Raw genomic sequence first — 21,472 nt, 5'->3', positions numbered from 1 at the left:
CGTTTGATACATTCGTTTGCCATCTTTTTGAAAAGATGGCAAACGAATCGCAGATGAAAGACTACTCTGCCCAAGCGTTATTTCACTGAGCACATCTCCGCATGATTACTGAAACAAAAACTAGTTTAAATGAACAGACACGCGAGCGCTTGCTTGCGGTTGCTCGCGTAGTTTTTTCTGAGAATGGATTTAAACAAAGTACAGTACGAGAAATCTGCCGCCGTGCAGAAGTGAATATTGCAGCGGTGAATTATTATTTCAGCAGCAAAGAAGCTTTGTTCGCTGCTACCTTGAATTTTGAGCCGCTGCTGACATTGTGTAAGAAAATCAATCAAGGCTCAGTCTGTGCTCAAGAGCGGTTACTTAATTTCATTCACGATTTTTTGATGCAGCTACTGGATAAAAATGAATTTTCAATGCAATGTCAGTTCATGGCGCGCGAACTGGCGGAACCAACCCCAGTACTAGGCAAGATCGTACAGGAGGCCATCGCACCGGTACATCAGTTTGTCGCTAATTTGGTGTGCGAAATCGTGGGTAATAAAATTAGTGAAGCAGAATTGCGCCGCTGTGTGTTCAGTATTTTAGGGCAGTGCGTATATTACCGTCATGCGCAACCAGTCATTCAGCGATTGCATCCCCAATTGCGCTATGACCACAGAGAAATCGAAAGCATCGCAATACATATCGGGGAGTTTTCTCTGGCTGGCTTGAAGAAGATTGCAAAAAACCAATGTCCGTAATTACTTGCGTTTAAGCATTTAGAAGCTATTTATAAATGCTTTGCATGGTGGTTATTATTCGGGTGACCTGATCAAATTAAGGCGAACGATTTACTGGAGATACAGATGAAACAAGACGCTTTTTTGTCAGTTTGTAAGGCGGCTTGCGCGGCCATTATTTTACCCATACTGCTTTCAGGCTGCGGTTCTGGAGACACTCAAAAAATACCTGCTGCGGCCACGCCCCCCCCTCCTCCCGAAGTCGATGTAATAACCGTTACGCGAAGCTCGGCAGTGCTCACTCAAAACTTGCCCGGTCGTCTTCAGGCATATCGCACAGCTCAAGTACGAGCCCGAGTGGAAGGAGTAGTTGAAAAACGGAAATTCATTGAGGGCAGCAATGTTAAAGAGGGTGATTCGCTGTATCAAATTTTTTCACGCAACTATCAGACAGCTTATGATGCGTCCAAAGCAGACGTGGCTGCAGCCCGTAAAACGCTAGCACGTTATAAATACCTTTTAGACGCGAAGGCAGTTAGTCCGCAAGAATATGAATTGGCAGATGCCAAGCTCAAACAGGTCGCAGCAACGTTTTCTAAAGCGCGGGAAGATTTGGACAATACTCGTGTACCCGCGCCTATTTCCGGTCGCATAGGACGCTCCCAAATTACCGAAGGTGCGCTTGTGGGCCGTAATGAAGCCACACTGCTTGCAACTATCGAACAGGTTCACCCACTTTATGTAAATTTCACGCAATCGGGTGCCGACACTCTCCGACTTCAACGGGCATTTAAAGCTGGGGGATTGACACGAACCGAATCAACAACAATTGAGCTGATTCTTGAAGATGGAAGTATTTATCCCCAATCGGGCAAATTTCTATTCTCCGATTTGGCCGTTGATCCCAGTACCAATAGCGTTTCCCTTCGAGCAGAGTTTCCAAATCCTAAGCAAGAACTGCTACCCGGGATGTTTGTTCGCATTCGCTTCCCCGAGGCCAATATCGACAACGCTATCCAAATACCTCAACGTGCTCTGTTAGCGGATACACAAGGGCAATTTGTGATGATTGTAGATTCCCAGAGCAAGGTGGCCATACAGCGGGTTAAAACTGGCAGTATGTCGGGTGCAGATTTCATCATCACCGAGGGGTTAAAAGGTGGGGAACAGGTAATTGTCAACGGCTTGCAAAAAGTGAAGCCGGGCAGCATTGTGAAGCCCGTACCCTTAAATCAAGCTGCAATTACAAATACCCCAATGGCAATAGCCCAAGCGAAAAATAGAGGGCTGTCGTGTTAGCCAATTTCTTTATAGACCGCCCCATTTTTGCCTGGGTTATCGCCCTGGTAATCCTGCTTGGCGGGGGGCTCGCGCTACGCAGCTTGCCCGTCACCTCTTATCCGGCTGTGGCTCCTCCCGCTCTGGCTATTACTCTCAGCTACCCTGGTGCCTCCGCCCAAGTAGTTGAGGAAACCGCCGTTGCCTTGATTGAGCAAGAATTGAACGGCATCGAACACTTGCTGTACATGGATTCGTCCTCCGAACTGAGCCGTGGCACTATCACACTAACCTTTGAAGCGGGCTCTGATCTGGACATTGCCTCGGTTGAAACCCAAAACCGCATCAAGCGTGCCGAAGCGCGTTTACCAGAGGATGTGCGCCGCTTGGGGGTAACTGTGGCGAAATCAGCACGAAATTACTTGATGTTCGTGTCACTTATTTCGCCAGACAAAAGCCGCGATAACGTTGCGCTCGGCAGTTATGCAGCGGCCAACCTGCTGGAGAGCATCCGGCGTGTGCCCGGGGTAGGTGAAGGAATACTTTTTGGCACCGAATATTCAATGCGAATATGGCTTCAGCCAGAACGGCTTCACGCCTTCAGCTTGACCCCAGGCGATGTTTCACGCGCTGTACGAGCGCAGAACATACAGCTTGCCATGGGCGAGTTGGGACAACTACCAGCAATGGCTGGCCAACAATTGAACGCGGTCATTGTTACCCAAGGGAGATTGTCATCCCCTGAGGAATTCGGCAACATTATTGTGCGCGCCAACCCGGATGGCTCCACAGTGCGCATCAAAGACGTAGCGTCGGTGGAATTAGGGGCACAAGATTATTCCGTTTCCGCTCGTCTTGATGGTCAACCATCTTCAGCCATAGCCATTCGCTTATCACCAGGTGCCAATGCCCTGGATACCGCTAAAGCTGTCAAAGCCAAGATGACTGAGCTAGCTAAATTTTTTCCAAAAGGAATCGATTGGGTTGTGCCTTACGACACCTCTCAATTTGTTGAAATATCCATCCGGGAAGTTTTGAAGACTTTGGCTGAAGCGATGGTCCTTGTTTTTTTAGTTATGTATCTATTCCTGGGAAACTTTCGTGCCACGATCATTCCAACTATCGTGGTACCGATTGCGCTCATCGGAGGCGCAGTTGGTCTGTACGTATTAGGCTACTCCATCAACACTTTGACGTTATTTGCCATGGTGTTAGCTATCGGCATGGTGGTGGATGACGCCATTGTGGTCGTGGAAAATGTCGAACGTATCATGACAGAAGAAGGATTACACCCACGCGAAGCCACGCGCAAGGCGATGGGGCAAATTATAAATGCCATTATCGCCATCACTTTAGTGCTAATTGCAGTGTTTATTCCGATGGCTTTCTTTAGTGGTTCTGTCGGAGCCATCTATCGCCAATTCTCGGTAACGCTGATACTGACTATAGCCTTTTCAATGTTGATGGCTTTAACGTTAACACCAGCACTGTGTGCCACATTGCTGAAACACGTACCTGAGCATGAGAAAAAACCTGGCAAAGGTTTCTTTGGCTGGTTTAATCGTTTTTTCAGCAGAACGACCCAACGTTACAAATCTGGCGTGGGACACGTTTTAAAAAAGATCGGGCTCTATCTTATGATCTATGCTGTCATTCTGGTTGCGGTGGGGGGACTGTTTTCACGTTTACCAACCAGCTTCCTGCCCGAGGAAGACCAGGGTTATTTTATTAGCGTGATCCAGTTGCCCCCGGGTTCTACTCGAGAACGTACGCTCGAAGTTCTTACTCAAGTAGAACAGTTTTATCTTAAGCAGCCCGAGATTGAACACGTTATCGGCGTGGCTGGCTTTTCATTTTTTGGCCGTGGTCAAAATGCAGCGATTGCTTTCGTTCGACTTAAGGGCTGGGATGCGCGCCCAACAAAAGACAACTCTGCTTCTTCTATAGTCAAACGTGCCAACATGACACTGTCTCGCATCAAGCAAGCCATGATTTTTTCCATTAATGTTCCACCCATTCCAGAGTTAGCCGCTGTGGGCGGATTCGACTTTCGCTTGCAGGATCGCGCTGGTCAGGGACGCGAAAAACTACTTGAAGCGCGTAATATGGCATTGGGCATAGCCAGTCAAAATTCAGCATTAGCGGGCGTACGGCCAGAGGGACAAGAAGCGGGACCGCAATTGCGGCTGGATATTGACCGACTAAAAGCAAGTGCATTAGGTATCGACCTGGCTGACTTGAATGAAACCCTGCAATCAGCACTGGGCGTTGCCTATATCAACGACTTCGTGCGTGCAGGACGCATTCTGCGGGTTCAGATGCAAGCAGAAGCAAGCGTAGGGACGACACCTGAGGAAATATTGCGCTTGCCGGTACGAAATACTCAGGGCGCAATGGTGCCCTTGTCCGAATTTACTTCGACACACTGGGATGTCGGATCGCCAAAACTGGACCGTTACAACGGCCTGCCCTCAATGAAAATTTCCGGTGGCCCCGCTCCAGGTCGGAGTAGCGGTGATGCAATCGCAGCAATGGAGGAAATGGCTAGCCAATTACCAACCGGTTTTGGTTTTCAATGGTCTGGAACATCTTATGAGGAACGATTGTCTGGAAGCCAGGCCATATTACTATTTGGCCTTTCGTTAATTGCCGTATTTTTGTGCTTGGCAGCGCTTTATGAGAGCTGGTCAATTCCAGTAGCGGTTCTACTGGTAGTACCCATCGGTATCCTTGGCGCACTGCTAGCCATGACGTTGCGAGGCATGCCAAACGATGTTTATTTCAAGGTAGGACTTATAGTTATCATTGGGCTTTCGGCCAAAAATGCGATCTTGATTATTGAGTTTGCGCGTGACCTGCAGGAGCGTGGCTACAGTTTGTTTGATGCTACGCTGGAAGCCTGTCGGCTAAGATTCCGTCCCATCTTAATGACATCAATCGCATTTATTTTAGGTGTACTGCCCTTGGCTATTTCTTCAGGTGCAGGGGCAAATGGTCGCCAAGCCATTGGCACTAGCGTCATGGGGGGGATGATAGCGGCAACGGTTCTGGCGGTATTTTTAGTACCGGTATTCTTTGTTGTCATTCGTCGCATCTTTCCCGGTCATCCGCGCAGACATCAAGAAGACGATCATGCATCATCCAAAAAATAGCGCGATTTATTAATATGAAACATTGCACAAATAACTATTTCACAAAAGCCAGAACATCTCTCGTGCTTCTGTTGAGTGGTTTACTACTAGCTGCATGCACTGCGGGGCCCACCTATCAGCGTCCGGAAATGGATTTGCCAGAAAATTGGGTAGCCAAGCCAAGCGCTATTAGTCCAGCGACATCCAAGCCGGTAAATGCTGCCGGAGAACGCTGGTGGAACCTGTACGCCGACCCAGTTCTCAATAAGATCGAAGATGAGGCACTTGCTCATAATGTGGACGCCCAAGTTGCCACTGCTCGAATATTAGAAGCGCGTGCTCAACTCGGAATAACCGAATCAGATCAGTATCCGCAACTCAACGCCAATGGAGCTCAATCCCGCACGAAAAGTAGTATTAACCCTGGGCTTTTTATTCCTCCGGTACGTATCGTGAACCTCTCGCGCACCACCCTGGATGCCAGCTACGAGCTGGATCTTTGGGGGAAATTCCGCCGCGCCAGCGAGGCTTCACGTGCTGATTTATTTGCGGCACAGTTTAATCAAGACGCTGTACACTTTTCACTAACTGCACAAGTGGCACAGCAATACTTTGCTTTGTTGTCAGCAGATGTCCAAGAGTCTGCTATACGCCGCCTGTTAGCCGGGCGTCAGGAGCGGTTCGCGTTAGATAAAAAGCGTTACACAGCAGGGGTCATTTCTGAATATGATCTGCACCAATCTAAGGCTGATGCAGACGCTGCGCAATCGCAACTCATCTCCATTATTCAAACGCGTGACCAACGCGAAGCAAGTCTCGCGCTGTTGCTGGGCCGCTCTCCGCGCAACGTGATGAATGGCAAACTGGAGCGTGGGAATCCCACCCTTGCTAACGTTTGGGTACCCGATGGCTTACCGGCTGAATTGCTACTGCGCAGACCCGATATACAAGAAGCAGAACAAAAATTAATGGCAATGAATGCGCGTATTGGCGCAGCGCGCGCGCAATTCTTCCCGTCAATTAGTTTAACCTCCTATCTCGGCAGTCAAAGTATTTCACTCTCGGATCTATTTACCGGACCAGCTGGCGTTTTCCGGTTTGCCGCTGGTATTAGTCAGCCAATTTTTAATGCTGGCCGCATTAAATTTGGCGTAAAGGTAGCGGAATCTCGCCGTGATCAGGCGTTAGCTCAATATAAACAGGCAGTCGCCAACGCTTTTGCCGATGTGCGCAACGCTTTGTTCGCGCAAGAATCCGCACGCCAGATACTAGCCGCCGAAAGCTCCCGTAGCACGGCGCTTTCGAAAGCTCATAAACAAGCGGAATTGCGATATAAAATTGGTATTTCCAGCCACTTGGAATTATTGGATGTGGAACGGAATTACCTGCAAGCAGAACTGACCCGCATAGATGCAGAGCGTGCCCAGCGTGCAGCAGTTGCTGACTTGTTTAAGGCATTGGCTGGAGGGTGGCAGCAATCCACCGTTAAGCCGACACAGCCATCATTACCATCTTGAAATCAATTGCCTTCATCCTTGCTTGAATTGGGCATTTCATTGCTCGCTACTCTAAAATGCAAAGCTTGCAATTCTTTAAAACAAGATGATAATAAGAGAGCATCATTCGCATTCGCATTTCATTAAGTTACCCAAGTTGATGCGCTACCATCGATTGATAACGCTTATTGGCATATGGTCACCGAACCTTTGTCACCGAAAGATTAATATAGTCAATGAGTTTCGTCAGCTTGGGCATTCTGCTGTTAGGTTGATTAATCTGTGCATATTTTTCCGATCGACAAACAAATACCGCTAAACTAACTGCTTAGCTTGTCAACTCTCATTTATAATGTTCAATTATTTAACATCGGCAATGGCTTTCCAACTCTATGCGTTGGCAATTGCAGTATAAGAACGACACATGAGCGCAACATCATCATTTTCGACACCGAATCTTCCTATTATGACTTGGCCGCAGGTCAAGCGCTTAGTATCATTGGTTTTCATCATCTTGCTGCACATTGGTTTCATCTTCGCATTGCTAAACGGCTGGTTCTACCAAACCAAGCGAGTATTACCAAAAGCTGAACAGGGACTAGTCAAAGAAGTATTTGTCAGCCTAATAACAGCTGACGAGAAACCTGAGCCGATGCCGCCCGAACCAACGCCGCCCGAACCAACGCCACCTAAACCAACACCGCCCAGACCAACGCCACCTGAGCCACCGCCGCCTGAGCCGCCGCCACCGGTAATTCCGGTTATTAACAAAATGCCATCAGAACAGGCAATCGTAACCCCGCCGGTTCCTCCACAACCGCCTGCTCCTCCTAAGCCGGCCGTAGTGGCTCCGGCTCCTCCATCTGAGCCAACGCCGCCCGCGCGGCCTGCGCCGCCCCCGCCCTCTCGACCCAAGACTATTTCAACCGGTGTGGAGTATCTCCAAGCACCTAAACCGGAATACCCCCCTCTCGCCATACGCAGGGGTGAAGAAGGGCGTGTTGTGCTTCGCGTATTAGTGAATGAAAGTGGCCGCCCGATCCAGGTCGAGGTACAAAAAACGTCGGGTTCGTCTCAACTAGATGAAGCCGCAAGAAAAGCAGTACTGCGTGTAATGTTCAAGCCACATATCGAAGATGGTAGAGCGATCAGCGTTTATGCCATCGTGCCAATTGACTTTAATTTGAATCAATAAAGAAGGAATCATCATGCAAGCAAATCCTTATGGATTAGAAAGTTTATGGATTGAAGGCGATTTAATCACCAAAGGCGTCACGGTATTACTTATCGTCATGTCGATCGCATCGTGGTATGTAATTGTCACTAAGGCGATGCAACTAATAAACTATCGTCGTGCGTCTCATGCTGCCGGTCACGAATTCTGGGATACAACCAACTTGGCTGAAGGTGTACTCACGCTTGGCACCAACAATCCATTTTCCGATATCGCACATGCAGGTGCGTCCGCCATGCGCCATCATGCAGCGCACAAAGGTCATTTACACGATCAGCTCTTGCTCAGCGATTGGGTTACGCTGTCATTGCGGCAAGCGATAGATGAAACTTCTGGCAAGCTGCAAACCGGTATGGCGATATTGGCGTCGGTCGGCTCGACTGCACCATTTGTCGGCTTGCTCGGTACTGTGTGGGGCATTTATCACGCCCTGGTTTCGATCGGCACTTCGGGACAAGCGAGTATTGACAAGGTCGCTGGCCCAGTAGGCGAAGCATTGATCATGACAGCGCTTGGCTTGGCGGTAGCAATTCCGGCCACCTTTGGCTATAACGCTTTAGTCCGTAGCAATAAATCTACTATTGCAAAACTAAATAAATTCGGATTTGATTTACACGCGCTGTTCATTACCGGCGCTCGTTCCAGCGTTACCGCCATTGCCGACGATAATGCTGGCAGAATTACCAGCTCAAGGAGTGCATAATGGCTATGGGCTCACTGTCCGACTCGGACGACGATTTTAACCCGGAGATTAACACCACACCGTTAGTCGATGTAATGCTGGTACTGTTAATCATTTTTATCATCACTATTCCGGTGATAAACCATAGCGTAAAAATAGATCTGCCACGTGCGACCAATCAACGCGATGAAGTCAAACCGGATAACATCAATCTGTCGATTGATGCACAAGGCCTTATGTACTGGAATACCGAACTCATTGATGCAGCGCAAATGAAAGCCCGTATCGCTGAAGCTGCAAAAAAAATACCGCTGCCTGAACTGCACATACGTGCCGAACGAACTACACAATATGAAAAAATTGTAGAAATTATGGCTGCCGCACAGACCGGCGGCTTAAGTAAGATCGGATTCGTTACTGATCCAAAAAACAAATAACCTGTCGATAACAAGCTATCTGAAGAAGGAGGGAATGCACTGCGCTAACAAAAAGCTCGCATTGCTTTTAACCTCACCAAGACTAAGCTCCATGCTTAGTACAAATTCCTAAAGCAAGATATTGAGCACCAACCAACTACACTTTGTGCAATAAAAAATTGATACCACTGAGGGGAGGCATGGGTCGATGATCGCGTGACTGAAGATCATCAAGAGGCACCCGCCATGCATAATTTGCAGATCGTCGAAAAAATACTTTGCGCGCACGAGTTAGCGAATTGATTCTAACCAAACTTTAGGGCGCCTCTAAAAATTCAATTTTCTAGACAAGACAAGGCGCGAGTAAAAAATTTGAGCGAGGCATATAGTTGATATGTAAGCGATAATTTTATTCGAGTAACGCAGTATTGTGACGAAAATTGGATTTTTAGAGGTGCCCTTTAATGCACCCACTATTTGTCAGTGCTACGCGACCGAATTGAGTTCATTTACCAATACTTAATCAATATGGAAGCGGCATTTACTTTGACAGTCATGTCGACGCAAAGTATGCGGCAGATGAACGAAAACCAAGTTCACTTAAGCAGCCTCATGCGAATCACCAGGAAGGGAAACCTATTAATTCAGAGCATCCATAAAAACAGACTAAACTGCCATTTCTGGCATGATGCAGCTATCAATGGCAAAATATTAATACAATGCGATTTTAACGAGCGAAGCTCCATCAATAAACTTTAAAGGGTAACCTCATGACTGCGCCAAACCACCTCAAGACTGCCGGCCTCAAGACTACGCTACCGCGTGTAAAAATCCTCAATCTGTTCGAAAATGCCGAGGTACGTCACTTAAGCGCCGAAGATGTTTATAAAATGCTTATCGGAGAGGGACTCGATGTCGGTCTAGCAACGGTGTATCGTGTACTTACACAATTCGAGCAAGCAGGACTGCTTGTCCGTCACCACTTTGAAACTGGCAAGTCGGTATTCGAGCTTAACAAAGGTGAGCACCATGACCATTTAATATGCCTGCAATGTGGTCGAGTTGAAGAATTCCACGACCCCGCAATCGAAAAACGGCAAATAAAAATTGCCGATGAACTTGGTTTCACGATCCGTGAGCATGCGCTTTACCTTTATGCCGACTGCACTAAAGTTAAGTGCCCACACAAAACATAAATGCAACTCAGGGGCGAAGGATATATTTATTGCTAGAAAGTAAGCATTGAGTTAAGAGCGGCTCAAATCCGGTGCCCACCTTGATATTAAGAACAAGCCTGCTTCATGACGCGGCATTTTTGATAAGGGGAAACGCCACCACATGGTCTACCTCCAAACGGATCCCGATCCACTCACCGATGGCATGGTTATGGTGACTCGGCACCAAGGAAAGCACGCGGTTGCCACTCGGCAGGCGAAAAGTATAAAGAATATCCGCACCACGAAACGCCTTGTGCTCAACTTGGGCAAGCAGTGGGCTCGCGTCGTCATGGATAATATCGTCTGGGCGTAACAACACCTCCACCTCGCCCCCATTATTGCTGTCCACATTACAGTTTTCCGAAGAACAAGCTCCCGATATTTCACCATGTAGTGTACCCAGCTCGATTTCAACCTGGTCCGCGTTAAGCATCTTTCCTGGCAGCAAAACGCCTTGACCGACAAAATCAGCAACGAAGCGGCTCTCAGGCAGGTGGTACAAATTGTAGGCTTTGTCCCACTGCTCGATCTCGCCATCATGCATTACCCCTATCATGTCGCTCATGGCGAATGCCTCATGCTGATCGTGAGTGACAATAATAGCGGTAGCGCCTTGCTGCTTGAGTATATCCCGCACCTCTAGTGAAAGTCGTTCACGCAGCTCAACATCCAGATTTGAAAATGGCTCGTCCATCAGCAGTAAATTTGGACAGGGCGCTAACGCTCGAGCCAAAGCCACGCGCTGCTGTTGACCACCGGAAAGTTCATGCGGATATGCTTGGCCACTCCCTTCCAAACCGACTGTTTGTAACAATTCTTCCACACGCTTATTGCGTTCAATACGGGATTGCCCATGCAAGCCAAAACTCACGTTAGCTGCTACATTCAAATGCGGAAACAGAGCATAGTCCTGAAATACCATACCGATACGACGCTTCTCGGTAGGCACAATAAAACCAGGTGCACTCACCAGTTCGCCGTTAAGCACAATTTCACCACCGGTAATGGGCTCAAATCCGGCGATAGCGCGGAGCACGGTGGTCTTGCCGCACCCTGAGGGGCCTAGCAGGCAGCCGATATCGCCAGTGTTCAGCGCAAACGAGAGGTCGCGCAGTACTCTGCGTGCAGCATAGGATTGGCTGACGTGTTTAAGTTCTAGTAGCATGATTAGTCGACTTCAGTTTTCTCTTTATATTTATTCAACAGCATAGCCATAAATTTCGAAACCTCCCCCACGGATCCAGAATGTTTGGAGTGACCTTCGGACGATTTTCGGCCTTGGCCCGTCACGCTACTCTGACTTCGTGCATACAGCACCCCGACACATCTGAGCTATTTTGAGCGATATTTTGTCAGCACAATCACGGGTGCTAACCCGGCCAGTACCAGCGCCACAGCGGGTAATGCAGCGCGGTTCCACTCACCTGTCGAGGTCATCTCGAACACCCTTACTGCCAGAGTATCCCATCCAAACGGTCGCGTCATGAGCGTAATCGGCATTTCCTTCATCACGTCCACAAATACCAACGCCGCCGCCGTTAAAAAGCCGCTGCGCAACATTGGCAAATGCACCCGAGCGATTAAGTTGGCACCAGACACACCCAAACTGCGTGCAGCCTCATCCACACTACAGGTAATGCGATGCATTTGGCTTTCTATCGGACTGTGGGCCACCGCCAGAAAGCGAACTAGATATGCCAGTAGCATGACCATCAACGAACCTTGCAACAGCGGCGACTGTACCCAGCCCACAGCCACTAATCGATTATCCAGCCACGCCACCGGAATAAAAACCCCCACTGCCAGCACCGCCCCCGGCAACGCGTATCCAATAGTGGCGATGCGTGCCGTCATGCGTAATAGCAAACCGGGATGCTGGCGCGCGCTATAACTCAATAATAAGGCAACTGCTCCTGCCAGTAGTGCAGCAAAAGCAGCCAACGCCAGCGAATGCCAGACAAAATCCAGGTAACGCGCATCTAAATCTTGCTCCACCACTTCTGACGCCCACAGTAGTAACTGAGTGACAGGAATGATAAATCCAAGTGCCAGCACTACCAGACAAAAACCTGAAGCCAGCCAAGCCCGTGCACCCGTGAGCAAGATGCGCGCCTGGACGCTGTGTTTGCCAGCCTGAGTATAATGCATGCGTGTGCGGGTCTGCTGCTCTGCCAGCAACGCCACCAACACAAACACAATCAGCAGCGAAGCTAGTTGCGAAGCGGCTTGGAGCGAAAACAGTGAGAACCACGCCTTATAGATAGCTGTGGTGAAAGTATCGTAGTTGAATACCGCCACGGTACCAAAGTCCGCCAAGGTTTCCATAAGAGCCAACATCACGCCGCCCACGATCCAAGGCCGCGCCATCGGCAAGGCCACCCGAAAAAACCCGACGGTGGGCGACAGCCCAAGGGACTGCGCCACCTCCAGCGCGTGCTTTCCTTGGGTAAGAAAAGCATTTCGAGCAATCAGATACACATAAGGGTAGAGCGCCAATGTCATCACCGCAATGACGCCACCCCTCGATCGAATCGACGGAAATTCAATCGCCCCCCACCATTCTCGCGCCAAGGTTTGTACCGGCCCGGTAAAATCAAGCAAACCGATTGCGACAAATGCCGTCACATAGGCGGGAATCGCCAACGGCAATAATAGTGCCCAGGAAAACTGCCTGCGTCCTGGAAACTCACATACTGCCGTAAGCCACGCGAGGGCAACCCCAATTATCGCCACACCCAATCCCACCCCCAATACTAGCCAGAAAGTATTGGTTAGCAATTGTGGCAGTTGATATTCCAGCAGATGCGTCCAGATTTCCCATTCCGGCGTTAGCAATGAACTGAGCACTACAGCGACCGGAAGCAAGGTGAGCGTAGCAATAAGTAACGCCGCCAGAGTCCAACCGCTGGGCAAGCGGAATTTCAAAGCAAAAGCGCCCGCTTTGGGCGCTTTTGCAATAGATGTAGGAGATCGCTGCATTTAGCTATTTATATTTGACACGATCCATTAATTTCACTGCAGTGGTTTGCAATTCGCCTGCTTTAACCACGTTGAGTGGATTTTGCTTGAATTCGCCCCAAGCCGCAACCAAGGCATCAGGCTTCACCTTGGGACTAGCCGGATATTCCATGTCTACATCAGCAAATAGTTTCTGGGCTTTTTCAGTGGATAACCACTCAAGAAACTTAACCGCTTCAGCTTGATGTTTAGCATGGCGAGTAATGCCTGCACCAGAAACATTCACATGTACTCCACTTTCTTTCGTATCCTGATTTGGCCAGAAAATCGCAAGCGGAAGGTCGGGCTTTTTCTTCATCAATCTACCGAAATAATAAGTGTTAACCACCGTTACATCACACTGGCCGGCGGCCACTGCGGCCATCGCTCGAGCATCGTCAGATATTGGTGGGGTAGCGAGGTTGGCTACCCAAGATTTAATGATTTGCTCAGTTTTAGGCTCACCATATTCGTGAATCATCATCGCCACTAACGATTGGTTATAAACCGTCTTCGAAGTGCGTAAACATAGGCGCCCTTTCCATTTTGGATTGCCCAAATCTTCATAGGTAGAAAGCTCACCTGGTTTCACTTTATTCTTGTTGTAAACGATAGTGCGGGCACGCACCGACAAACCGAACCACTGGTTAGCCGGGTCACGCAAATGGGCGGGAATATTATCTGACAGTGTTTTGGATTGCACTGGCTGCAACAACCCCAGATTGGCAGCTTGCCACAGATTACCGGCATCTACCGTAATCAGCATGTCGGCAGGTGTATTAACTCCCTCCGCTTTAAGCTTTTGTAGTAACACCCCTTCCTTGTCAGTGCGAAACTTGATAGCGGTGCCGGTTTCTTTGGTATAGGCATCGAATAGCGGCTTGATAAGCTGTTCATTACGAGCCGTATAAACCACAATTTCATTAGCGGCGTAAGCAGTCATTGGCGCCGTTAGCATGGCAGTAACGACGAAAACTCCAGAATAACGATGTAATAACGACATGCATTTGTCCATTTTTATAAACTCCAAAGTGTCAGTTAGATAAATTACATGAGAAGGCAAGCAACTACGTACTAGTTAACCACAAGTGATAATTATTATCAAATGCGACAATAAATATTCTTCTTGTTAAATGTTATATTTAAAAAGCCTCAACTGTCATCCTGAGCTTCAAACTTAAGGACGCGCCGTGCACCATTAAAGCGTTTAGCCCAATATCTCGCACCCATGTCGGTATCGAAAGACTGCCCGCCTAATTTGTAACCCGTACCAATCAAACTCATGGCGTAGACTAATCATTCAGCATGTAAGCCCTCATTGGCTGGAGAAATGATAGGCGCGTCGTTCTTGATTACGTCATCCGCCCAAGCGGTATGGAACGTGACAAGCAACAAATTTGCCAAAAATATAATTATTAAACGCATGCAAACGAAATAGAAGTGGTGGAGGTAATTCGAAATTCACTTAGTGCGCTACACTTTAAACTGTATGAAGAATACCTCAAATGTAGCCCAAGTGGTGCAGGAGTATTTTCCCAGTCCAAAACACCATTAGAAAGTCGCTGAATCGATTATTATTTCTTCATGGAAAAGTAAACTCGACAATTCAGACGACCGTTGTAGTAGCTGTAAAAATCAGCAAGTACGAAATTATAAATTAAGGAGTCTTCATGGTAACAAAAAAATACTGCGTAACGAGCCGATGGCTTTCGACGTTCATCGCCAGCTTCAGTTTGGCATGGAGCATGAACGGACATACCTCGCCTCAATTGGATAATTTGCAATCTGTAACGGAGAGTTATCAACAGGCGGTTAGCAACCCAATACGGACCAATGCAGACAGACGTGCTGATGCAACGCGCAAGCCAGTTGAGTTCCTGCAGTTCGCCCAAGTGCGGCCGGGTATGCAGGTACTGGATGTTGCCGCTGGCGGAGGATACACCTCGCAGCTACTCGCGCTGGTTGTTGGAAATAAGGGGGCCGTATGGGCGCAAGTGGACAAACAACGGCCAGCATTCGTCCAACGATTGGCCGACCATCCCCAATTGAACATTGTTCCGGTAGTAAGCACTTTCGAAGACCCTATACCCAGTGATATGCCCAAGTTAGACTTAATTACCATCATCATGAGCTACCATGATATAGCCTATAAACCCGTTGACCGCGCCAAACTGAACAAACGACTATTTGATGCATTGAAACCTGGCGGACATCTTGTTGTAATCGACCACTCAGCAAAACCGGGGAGTGGAGTTTCAGATGCAAAATCACTACACCGCATTGGCGAAAAAATCGTTGGTGAAGAATTTCTGAAGGCGGGATTCCAGCTTGAAGAAGAAAGTATATATCTACACAACCAGTCCGACCCTCGCGATCAAGCTTTCTTCGATATGAATATTCCGACAGACAAATTTGCCTTGCGCTTTGTCAAGCCTTAATATTTTTGAAAAGATTTTTTTGTGATCCCACGATACAACTTAACTGGCCGACGGGTACTAATACTTATCGCTATCTTTGGCTTTATATGCAGAGAGTTAACATGGGGAATAAACGGATACGCCGCGCCTGAATTAAACAACTCGCGAACTCTATCCGACATTTACCAACAGGCGGCGGCCAGCCCCATGCGTACTAATCAAGATAAGCGTGCTGATGCTACACGCAAACCGGTTGAGTTCCTGCAGTTCTCCCGAGTGCGGCCAGGCATGCGGGTACTGGATCTTGCAACCGGCAATGGATACACCACACAATTGCTTGCACTGGCTGTTGGAAGCACCGGAACGGTATGGGCGCAAGGAGAGCGCCAACGACCAGCATTCATCCAACGATTGGGCGATCACCGCCCATCGAACATTGTGTCGGTGACACGGCCTTTAGAAGACCCCATACCCGATGATGCGCCCAAACTGGATTTGATTACCAATATCATGAATTATCACAATAGCACTTATCTGTCGGTGGCCCGCCGTGCCAGGTTGAACCAACGATTATTTAAGGCATTGAAATCTGGCGGACACCTCATCGTGATCGACCACTCCGCCAAAACAGGCACTGATATTAAAACAGCAAAGTCGCTCCGTCGCATTGACCAGGCTATCGTTTTGAATGAGCTTCAAAAAATCGGTTTTCAACTTGAACAAGAAAGTATGTTTCTTCGTAATCCGTCCGACCCTCGCAATCAAGCTTATTCCGATATGGACATACCGACAGACAAATTCGCATTTCGCTTCGTCAAGCCTTGACGGATAGGCAAGCGTCCATTGCCTTGGATGGCGCGATTTTTAGCTCGATAATACTGAGGTAAGCTGAGAAAAATTGGATTTTTAGAGCTGCCCTGTAATGTTTCAACATTACAGGGCTATAGCGGCAATTGCACTTTATCAACATTTCTTCCATCAATTTCTATCATATTGACCTAACCTTACTGACTTAATTAAGTATTTTGTGTTGTCCACATAAACTGTGGATAACAATGTGAGTAATTTCAATAAAATCAGGATAACTGCTAACTTTATATACGATTTTTTCCAGTCGCTTATATTATAAGCATAATTTATTTTAATTAAAAACAACAAGTTATATTTTACGTTCAAAACAATGCTAAAACTATTTTTTTGTCAGGTTTATATTCGTGCCTTGTGAATAAGCAACATAATGTCAAGCACTTTTGTTAATGTTTCGTTAAATTTTTGCACCATTCCAGCTGCTTCATTATTACAGCATTGAAATTTAAGAAATTGCATATCAAAGCTAATAACTTGATCACCCTATGCATGCAAGCTTGCCGAATTGTGCGGAATGAAAAAACTGAGTAACGTTATAAAAAAGCGAAGCGTCATCTATAACCTAGATTTGCCGTCTGACCTTAATAGCGATCGTGCCGACGCCCAGAAAAGCGACCCCCATCAGGACAAGGGTAATAGGCCAGCCCAAAGAGTTCGCGAAATACTTGGCCGTGTAAAACCCGATAAAGCCGAGCATCGCAATTACCGTGGTAAACAACAGCGCCCGGCTTTGCAGAACCACGCAGGCATAGAGCATGGTCGCGGTCACCGCGAGGTAGCCAAGTTCGAAAGCGGTGTGATGTAACAGATCAAACAAACCACTATAGGCCAGGATCGACCCAAAGAAATAACCGAGAGCGGTCAGACCTGCATAGCGCCCCGCCAGCTGTAGTCCATAGGCTGCGGACATCACACACAGGCCGACGAGCAGACTCGCCCAGTTGGCGGCGGTGGCAAGCGCGACATGGTCAAACAGGCCGCCGTTCATCCAACAAATCCCGATCAGCAATGCGGGTGCAGCAAGCACACGGTACGGCGTATTCTCAAGTGCGGTTGCCACCAGGAATAACGAGGCTCCAAGAACAATGGCGATGTAAGCCGACGGCACGTCGAGCAGATCGAGGCCCACATGCATGAATCCGTATACAAAAAACAGCAATGTGAAGGCCAGCACCGTGCGCCGGTATTTGCCGAACAGCACGCCCAATTGCATGGCCATCACGCCAAACACAGCGAGCACGGCGACACGCCAGTTGTCGCCGTGCGGAAACATCTCGTGGATGAACACAAACCAGCCACCGGTCATCATGAACACCGAAGCAAGCGCAAGCGGCAAAATAAGTTTCGGATATTTATTCTCGTACAGCGCAGAAACCAGCACGACAAGCAAAATATAGCCCACGCCCAGCGTCATGAAAACCCGTGTGACACTGCCCATGCTCTGCCAGAACGTACCTATATAAGTACCCACACCGGCGAGGATGAAGATCGCGCCAAGATAGACAAACAGCGTCTTCGCGACATGACCTCTACTGCGCCTTACAGGATCAGCAAGCGTAGCGGCAGGTGCCAGAAAGGCAGCCTCGACTTCGACGGGTTTGATGTCATAGGTGCGCATGAGTTGCGCGATGCTTGCGAGTGCGCTGTTTTTATCCGTTACAGTTGATGCGCCAAGCATACCGGCCAGCAATGGCCAGCCCCAGAAGCCGCCACCGATCAGCACAATGATGAGAAACAGCAGCCATATCATGGCGCTACCACCCAGCCGATGAAGCGGGTGTTGCTACTGAAATATCGGTTGCCGGCGTTCGGCAGACGGATGCTGCGCCCTTTTTTCGTCAGCACCGCTTCATTGCTGTAACGCGAGGAATAGAATATGCCGGTGAAAACATCGCCCGAATAACCCTTCAACCCCGTACTGAATTCATAGCCATCCGCTGCAATACTGGAAGAATCGATCGTCACTCCGGCCAGATCGGGCACCTCGATCGTCGTGATCATTGACGCCTCCTCAGGCGTTGCGACTTTTTGTCCGGGCGGCGCAAGGCCGGGTGGCTGCAAGATAGTAATTTCCTTCACCGCCCCGGTTTTCGGGCTGTAACGCCACAGACGCGGCCGCTGGTAGTCTTGTACCTTGCCATGATAGACGACCTGAATTTTCTTGTTCACCACGGAGATCTGCACGCCATTCGAGTTTCCAACGTATTCAGTCGCATAAAGCACGTCGTATTGAGGCGGATCAACCAGCAGAGAAGGAATCCCAGAAACCAAGAGGAAGACGACAACAAGTAACAGGGGCAAACCTAATCCAAAAGCGATAGTGGGGTTTTCGCGGATGAAGGATTTCATGCAGGGGCGCTCCTATATGATGATGCTTGATGCGATTGAACAGCGATCAGGAATTGCAATCATGCACCGCTGATTATCTCTGGCTGTTGTGCCTTGGTCTATGCGAACGTTTTATCTCATCGCATAGATTTACTTTATATTATTTTGTGAGGCCTGCCCCCGTGTACTTTCAATGAATAGCATTTTTCTGCCGCCCCGCCCAAACTTGTTTACCCGCATCCCGTATTGGCGGCAGATAAACCATGTTGGACTGAGCCGAACCTGCGAGGATTGTAAGGTTTTGCGGCAGCTCGTCAACTGCATGATTGGAGAGTGCGCTAGCGGGTTAAGAATCAGCGGATGCTCCAGGGGAAAATTTCTGTGCTCATTGCTGCCTGAATGTCGCGACAAAGGATAAGTGCTGACATTATTTCTGCCGCACGGGCGAGCATATCCACGGCACGTTCGAACACACATTGGCGGGTGCGGCGCAAGACCATTGCATCATTCATCAGCTCACGTAACAGGACAATTAAACAACTGCAAAACAGAGACGACAATTTGCCACAGATTAAAGGAAGGATGTAGCATTAATGCTCACCCTCTGGTCGAGCCTGGATTTAAGCTTCTTAAGCTATCGTCTGCCACTGCGCAATAGTTTGGCTGGGCAATTCATAGCGCAAATAGCTAGTTGTTTTTTATGGGTTAAATCCTTGAGGTGAGACGCGAGCATTCTGAATTCAAACCCACGAAATGGAGCTATTTTATGAATGAAACATTAAAACAACATGGAGCTTTTAGCTGGTCCGAACTATCGGTGGACAATGTTGAATCCGCAATTAGTTTTTATACTGAAGTGATTGGCTGGGAAATCGAAACAATGGAGATGCCACAAGGAAAATATCATGTTTTGAAAGCCAACGGTGTTCCTGTGGGCGGCATCATGGCCAAACCAAAAGGTTGCGAGCAGACTCCTGATCACTGGGGAACCTATATCACTGTTGATAATGTAGATAAGACGCTTGCAAAAGCCGAAGCAGCTGGCGGCAAAGCCGTTTATCCTCCAATGGACTTGCCAGGTGTTGGCCGAATGTGTGCCATATCGGACAAGGGTGGAGCTGTAGTCTCTATCATTACGTATGAGATCAAAGAATAGATAAATTCGGACACATGAGCACCCAGCATATAACAATTAAAATTTCTCAGACATATCAAAAATGACATGTCATTTTTGATATCGCAAAATCACACCACAATCATTATGCGCCACATTCAACCTGCTAGTTGTGCACTTGCAGGTTGAATGTGGCGTCAGCTTGTATTGCCGTCTCATTCGTGTGATTTGTATTCAGTAGCCAGATAGATAATTTCTGCGCTTCCCGCAGAATGAGATGATGCGCTTCTTGATTGACAATCATTTCCCGCAATGGTCTTCAATGCATTATTTAAATCCATGAACGCATCCCACATCATGGTTGATATGCGCAAACAGGACTTCAGCGGGGTGCGTGCACGTTTCCTTTCAATGTCAATACGCCACTGCAATCCACGCAGGCGGCGAACATTGTTACTACTTGATATCAGACTTTCAATAGCATCACGCCGCCGTTGCTCGAATTCATCCGGAGCTGTTCTCGCCAGCCTTGCCCAAACATCGAAATCGAAGTTATCCATTTGTTCAACCTAAAATGCATTAAAAATATAAGTATAAGGGGAGTCAGATATTGCTTTCAGATCGCTTTTTGCGGCGTTGAAATCCCAGACTCGCCAATCCCAAACAAAGTATGGCCAGTGTTTCGGTGCAGGAACTGAGTTCGATGCTTTCCGTGTAAAAAGGAAGTTTGAGGTCACAATAAACGATGGCCGGTTGCTGGAGCTGAAGGTAGTAAATGCATCAGGGAAGTCGAAATCGTTCTCGGCAAGGTCTTCCAGATGCCAAGCGTTTCCCTTTTCGATTGTAACCGCCGAATTGATATTGAGATAGCTATCAAAGTTTCCAAGCAATAGATTGAGGACTGGGTCGCTACTATCCTGGCCAACAAAAGTAGCGGCAATTCGATAGATGTCGCCCGCCACGAGATTGATCGCGCTAGGGGTGTCGCGGTAAAGAAATCCGGCCTCCGCTGTGCCAGAGCCTGATGCGAAGAAGACCGAGCTCAGCGGGGTTCCCGAATTGTTCCATAACCCTACGCTATGCGCGATCTGTATCCCGTTGCCGAATGCGTTGACGATACCGAGGGAATTTACAGAGATAATCTCGTTAGCCGTAAAACGGTAGCCAAAGGTTATTTCATTGGTGGCTAGGTACCCGAAGCGGGAGCCTCCATTCGAACTATTGACTTCCAGCATAGGCAATCCACTGGCTGGGGCAGCTAGCATCATTGAGGCGACAGCGAAGATACTTGCCGTGAATGTGTTTTTAAGATCATGGGAGCCTCTATAAATTAAAACCATGCCAATCACTGTTAACCAAAGCAAAATGTGTGCCATACACCACAACAATTTGAACTTTATATGCAAAATATAGTGACAGAAAACGTTTCAGCGAGCAGTGTAAAAGAACTCGACATTAATCCGACTCAGTACAGAATAAGGGAGCACACCAGAATATATCGAAGGGGCAAACCTTGATATGACACTTTTATTCCAATGACATAGTCCCCGCTTATGTCTCGCCCTCTCGCACA

20 protein-coding genes are annotated in these 21,472 nt (G+C 48.1%); 11 read left to right on the top strand and 9 right to left on the bottom strand.

The window, feature by feature from the left end:
• The first annotated feature begins 101 nt into the window (after positions 1 to 101).
• The 8 genes from MJ769_RS12370 to fur all read left to right on the top strand — a co-directional run bounded on the left by MJ769_RS12370 (position 102) and on the right by fur (position 10,155).
• Complete coding sequence (locus MJ769_RS12370; RefSeq protein ID WP_239237451.1) at positions 102 to 743, top strand: CerR family C-terminal domain-containing protein; 642 nt, start codon at positions 102 to 104, stop codon at positions 741 to 743.
• Between the two features lie 105 nt (positions 744 to 848).
• Positions 849 to 2,021, top strand: a complete 1,173-nt coding sequence (locus MJ769_RS12365; protein ID WP_239237450.1) for an efflux RND transporter periplasmic adaptor subunit — start codon at positions 849 to 851, stop codon at positions 2,019 to 2,021.
• Complete coding sequence (locus MJ769_RS12360) at positions 2,015 to 5,152, top strand: efflux RND transporter permease subunit (RefSeq protein ID WP_239237449.1); 3,138 nt, start codon at positions 2,015 to 2,017, stop codon at positions 5,150 to 5,152. Before MJ769_RS12365 ends, MJ769_RS12360 begins: the two co-directional genes overlap by 7 nt.
• Before the next feature lie 71 nt (positions 5,153 to 5,223).
• The gene (locus MJ769_RS12355) at positions 5,224 to 6,648 is read left to right on the top strand and encodes an efflux transporter outer membrane subunit (protein ID WP_239237448.1); all 1,425 of its coding nucleotides are present in this window, start codon (positions 5,224 to 5,226) and stop codon (positions 6,646 to 6,648) included.
• A gap of 403 nt (positions 6,649 to 7,051) precedes the next feature.
• Positions 7,052 to 7,822: an energy transducer TonB gene (locus MJ769_RS12350; RefSeq protein WP_239237447.1), complete on the top strand. Its 771-nt coding sequence runs from the start codon at positions 7,052 to 7,054 to the stop codon at positions 7,820 to 7,822.
• Positions 7,823 to 7,835: 13 nt separating this feature from the next.
• A complete protein-coding gene (locus MJ769_RS12345) occupies positions 7,836 to 8,564 on the top strand; it encodes a MotA/TolQ/ExbB proton channel family protein (RefSeq protein ID WP_239237446.1) in 729 nt (242 codons plus the stop codon).
• Positions 8,564 to 8,980: an ExbD/TolR family protein gene (locus tag MJ769_RS12340; RefSeq protein ID WP_239237445.1), complete on the top strand. Its 417-nt coding sequence runs from the start codon at positions 8,564 to 8,566 to the stop codon at positions 8,978 to 8,980. Before MJ769_RS12345 ends, MJ769_RS12340 begins: the two co-directional genes overlap by 1 nt.
• 749 nt (positions 8,981 to 9,729) lie before the next feature.
• Complete coding sequence (gene fur / locus MJ769_RS12335; protein ID WP_239237444.1) at positions 9,730 to 10,155, top strand: ferric iron uptake transcriptional regulator; 426 nt, start codon at positions 9,730 to 9,732, stop codon at positions 10,153 to 10,155.
• A 103-nt stretch (positions 10,156 to 10,258) separates the two neighbouring features.
• On the opposite strand, the gene MJ769_RS12330 is transcribed toward fur, so the two are convergent.
• The 4 genes from MJ769_RS12330 to MJ769_RS14470 all read right to left on the bottom strand — a co-directional run bounded on the left by MJ769_RS12330 (position 10,259) and on the right by MJ769_RS14470 (position 14,457).
• Positions 10,259 to 11,341 (bottom strand): ABC transporter ATP-binding protein, encoded by a 1,083-nt coding sequence (locus tag MJ769_RS12330; protein WP_239237443.1) that lies wholly within the window; start codon positions 11,339 to 11,341, stop codon positions 10,259 to 10,261.
• 167 nt (positions 11,342 to 11,508) lie between these two features.
• The gene (locus MJ769_RS12325) at positions 11,509 to 13,155 is read right to left on the bottom strand and encodes an ABC transporter permease (protein ID WP_239237442.1); all 1,647 of its coding nucleotides are present in this window, start codon (positions 13,153 to 13,155) and stop codon (positions 11,509 to 11,511) included.
• Positions 13,156 to 13,159: 4 nt separating this feature from the next.
• Positions 13,160 to 14,131: an extracellular solute-binding protein gene (locus MJ769_RS12320; protein WP_239237460.1), complete on the bottom strand. Its 972-nt coding sequence runs from the start codon at positions 14,129 to 14,131 to the stop codon at positions 13,160 to 13,162.
• Positions 14,132 to 14,325: 194 nt separating this feature from the next.
• Positions 14,326 to 14,457 (bottom strand): hypothetical protein, encoded by a 132-nt coding sequence (locus tag MJ769_RS14470; protein WP_256445725.1) that lies wholly within the window; start codon positions 14,455 to 14,457, stop codon positions 14,326 to 14,328.
• A gap of 386 nt (positions 14,458 to 14,843) precedes the next feature.
• On the opposite strand from MJ769_RS14470, the gene MJ769_RS12315 reads away from it, so the two are divergent.
• Positions 14,844 to 15,611: a class I SAM-dependent methyltransferase gene (locus tag MJ769_RS12315; RefSeq protein ID WP_239237441.1), complete on the top strand. Its 768-nt coding sequence runs from the start codon at positions 14,844 to 14,846 to the stop codon at positions 15,609 to 15,611.
• 186 nt (positions 15,612 to 15,797) lie between these two features.
• On the top strand, positions 15,798 to 16,415 hold the full coding sequence (locus MJ769_RS12310; RefSeq protein ID WP_239237440.1) for a hypothetical protein: 618 nt from the start codon (positions 15,798 to 15,800) through the stop codon (positions 16,413 to 16,415).
• A gap of 604 nt (positions 16,416 to 17,019) precedes the next feature.
• Here MJ769_RS12310 and MJ769_RS12305 read toward each other — a convergent pair.
• The 3 genes from MJ769_RS12305 to MJ769_RS12295 form a co-directional block, all read right to left on the bottom strand.
• Positions 17,020 to 18,207: a DUF2157 domain-containing protein gene (locus MJ769_RS12305; RefSeq protein ID WP_239237439.1), complete on the bottom strand. Its 1,188-nt coding sequence runs from the start codon at positions 18,205 to 18,207 to the stop codon at positions 17,020 to 17,022.
• Positions 18,204 to 18,806 carry a hypothetical protein gene (locus tag MJ769_RS12300; protein ID WP_239237438.1) on the bottom strand — a complete coding sequence of 201 codons (603 nt, stop codon included), beginning with the start codon at positions 18,804 to 18,806 and terminating at the stop codon, positions 18,204 to 18,206. Before MJ769_RS12300 ends, MJ769_RS12305 begins: the two co-directional genes overlap by 4 nt.
• A gap of 332 nt (positions 18,807 to 19,138) precedes the next feature.
• Positions 19,139 to 19,297 carry a hypothetical protein gene (locus MJ769_RS12295; RefSeq protein WP_239237437.1) on the bottom strand — a complete coding sequence of 53 codons (159 nt, stop codon included), beginning with the start codon at positions 19,295 to 19,297 and terminating at the stop codon, positions 19,139 to 19,141.
• Between the two features lie 254 nt (positions 19,298 to 19,551).
• Here MJ769_RS12295 and MJ769_RS12290 point away from each other — a divergent pair, with 254 nt between their 5' ends.
• Positions 19,552 to 19,941: a VOC family protein gene (locus tag MJ769_RS12290; protein WP_239237436.1), complete on the top strand. Its 390-nt coding sequence runs from the start codon at positions 19,552 to 19,554 to the stop codon at positions 19,939 to 19,941.
• A gap of 173 nt (positions 19,942 to 20,114) precedes the next feature.
• Here the strand turns inward: MJ769_RS12290 and MJ769_RS12285 are convergent, their stop codons facing one another.
• Both MJ769_RS12285 and MJ769_RS12280 read right to left on the bottom strand, forming a co-directional pair.
• A complete protein-coding gene (locus tag MJ769_RS12285) occupies positions 20,115 to 20,459 on the bottom strand; it encodes a DUF3135 domain-containing protein (RefSeq protein ID WP_239237435.1) in 345 nt (114 codons plus the stop codon).
• Positions 20,460 to 20,468: 9 nt separating this feature from the next.
• Positions 20,469 to 21,275, bottom strand: coding sequence for a hypothetical protein (locus tag MJ769_RS12280; protein WP_239237434.1), 807 nt, complete (start codon positions 21,273 to 21,275; stop codon positions 20,469 to 20,471).
• Positions 21,276 to 21,472: the final 197 nt, after the last annotated feature.

This window comes from Candidatus Nitrotoga sp. BS (assembly GCF_927797785.1).
Lineage (GTDB): Bacteria > Pseudomonadota > Gammaproteobacteria > Burkholderiales > Gallionellaceae > Nitrotoga.
This window is presented reverse-complemented; position numbering and strand designations above follow the sequence as displayed.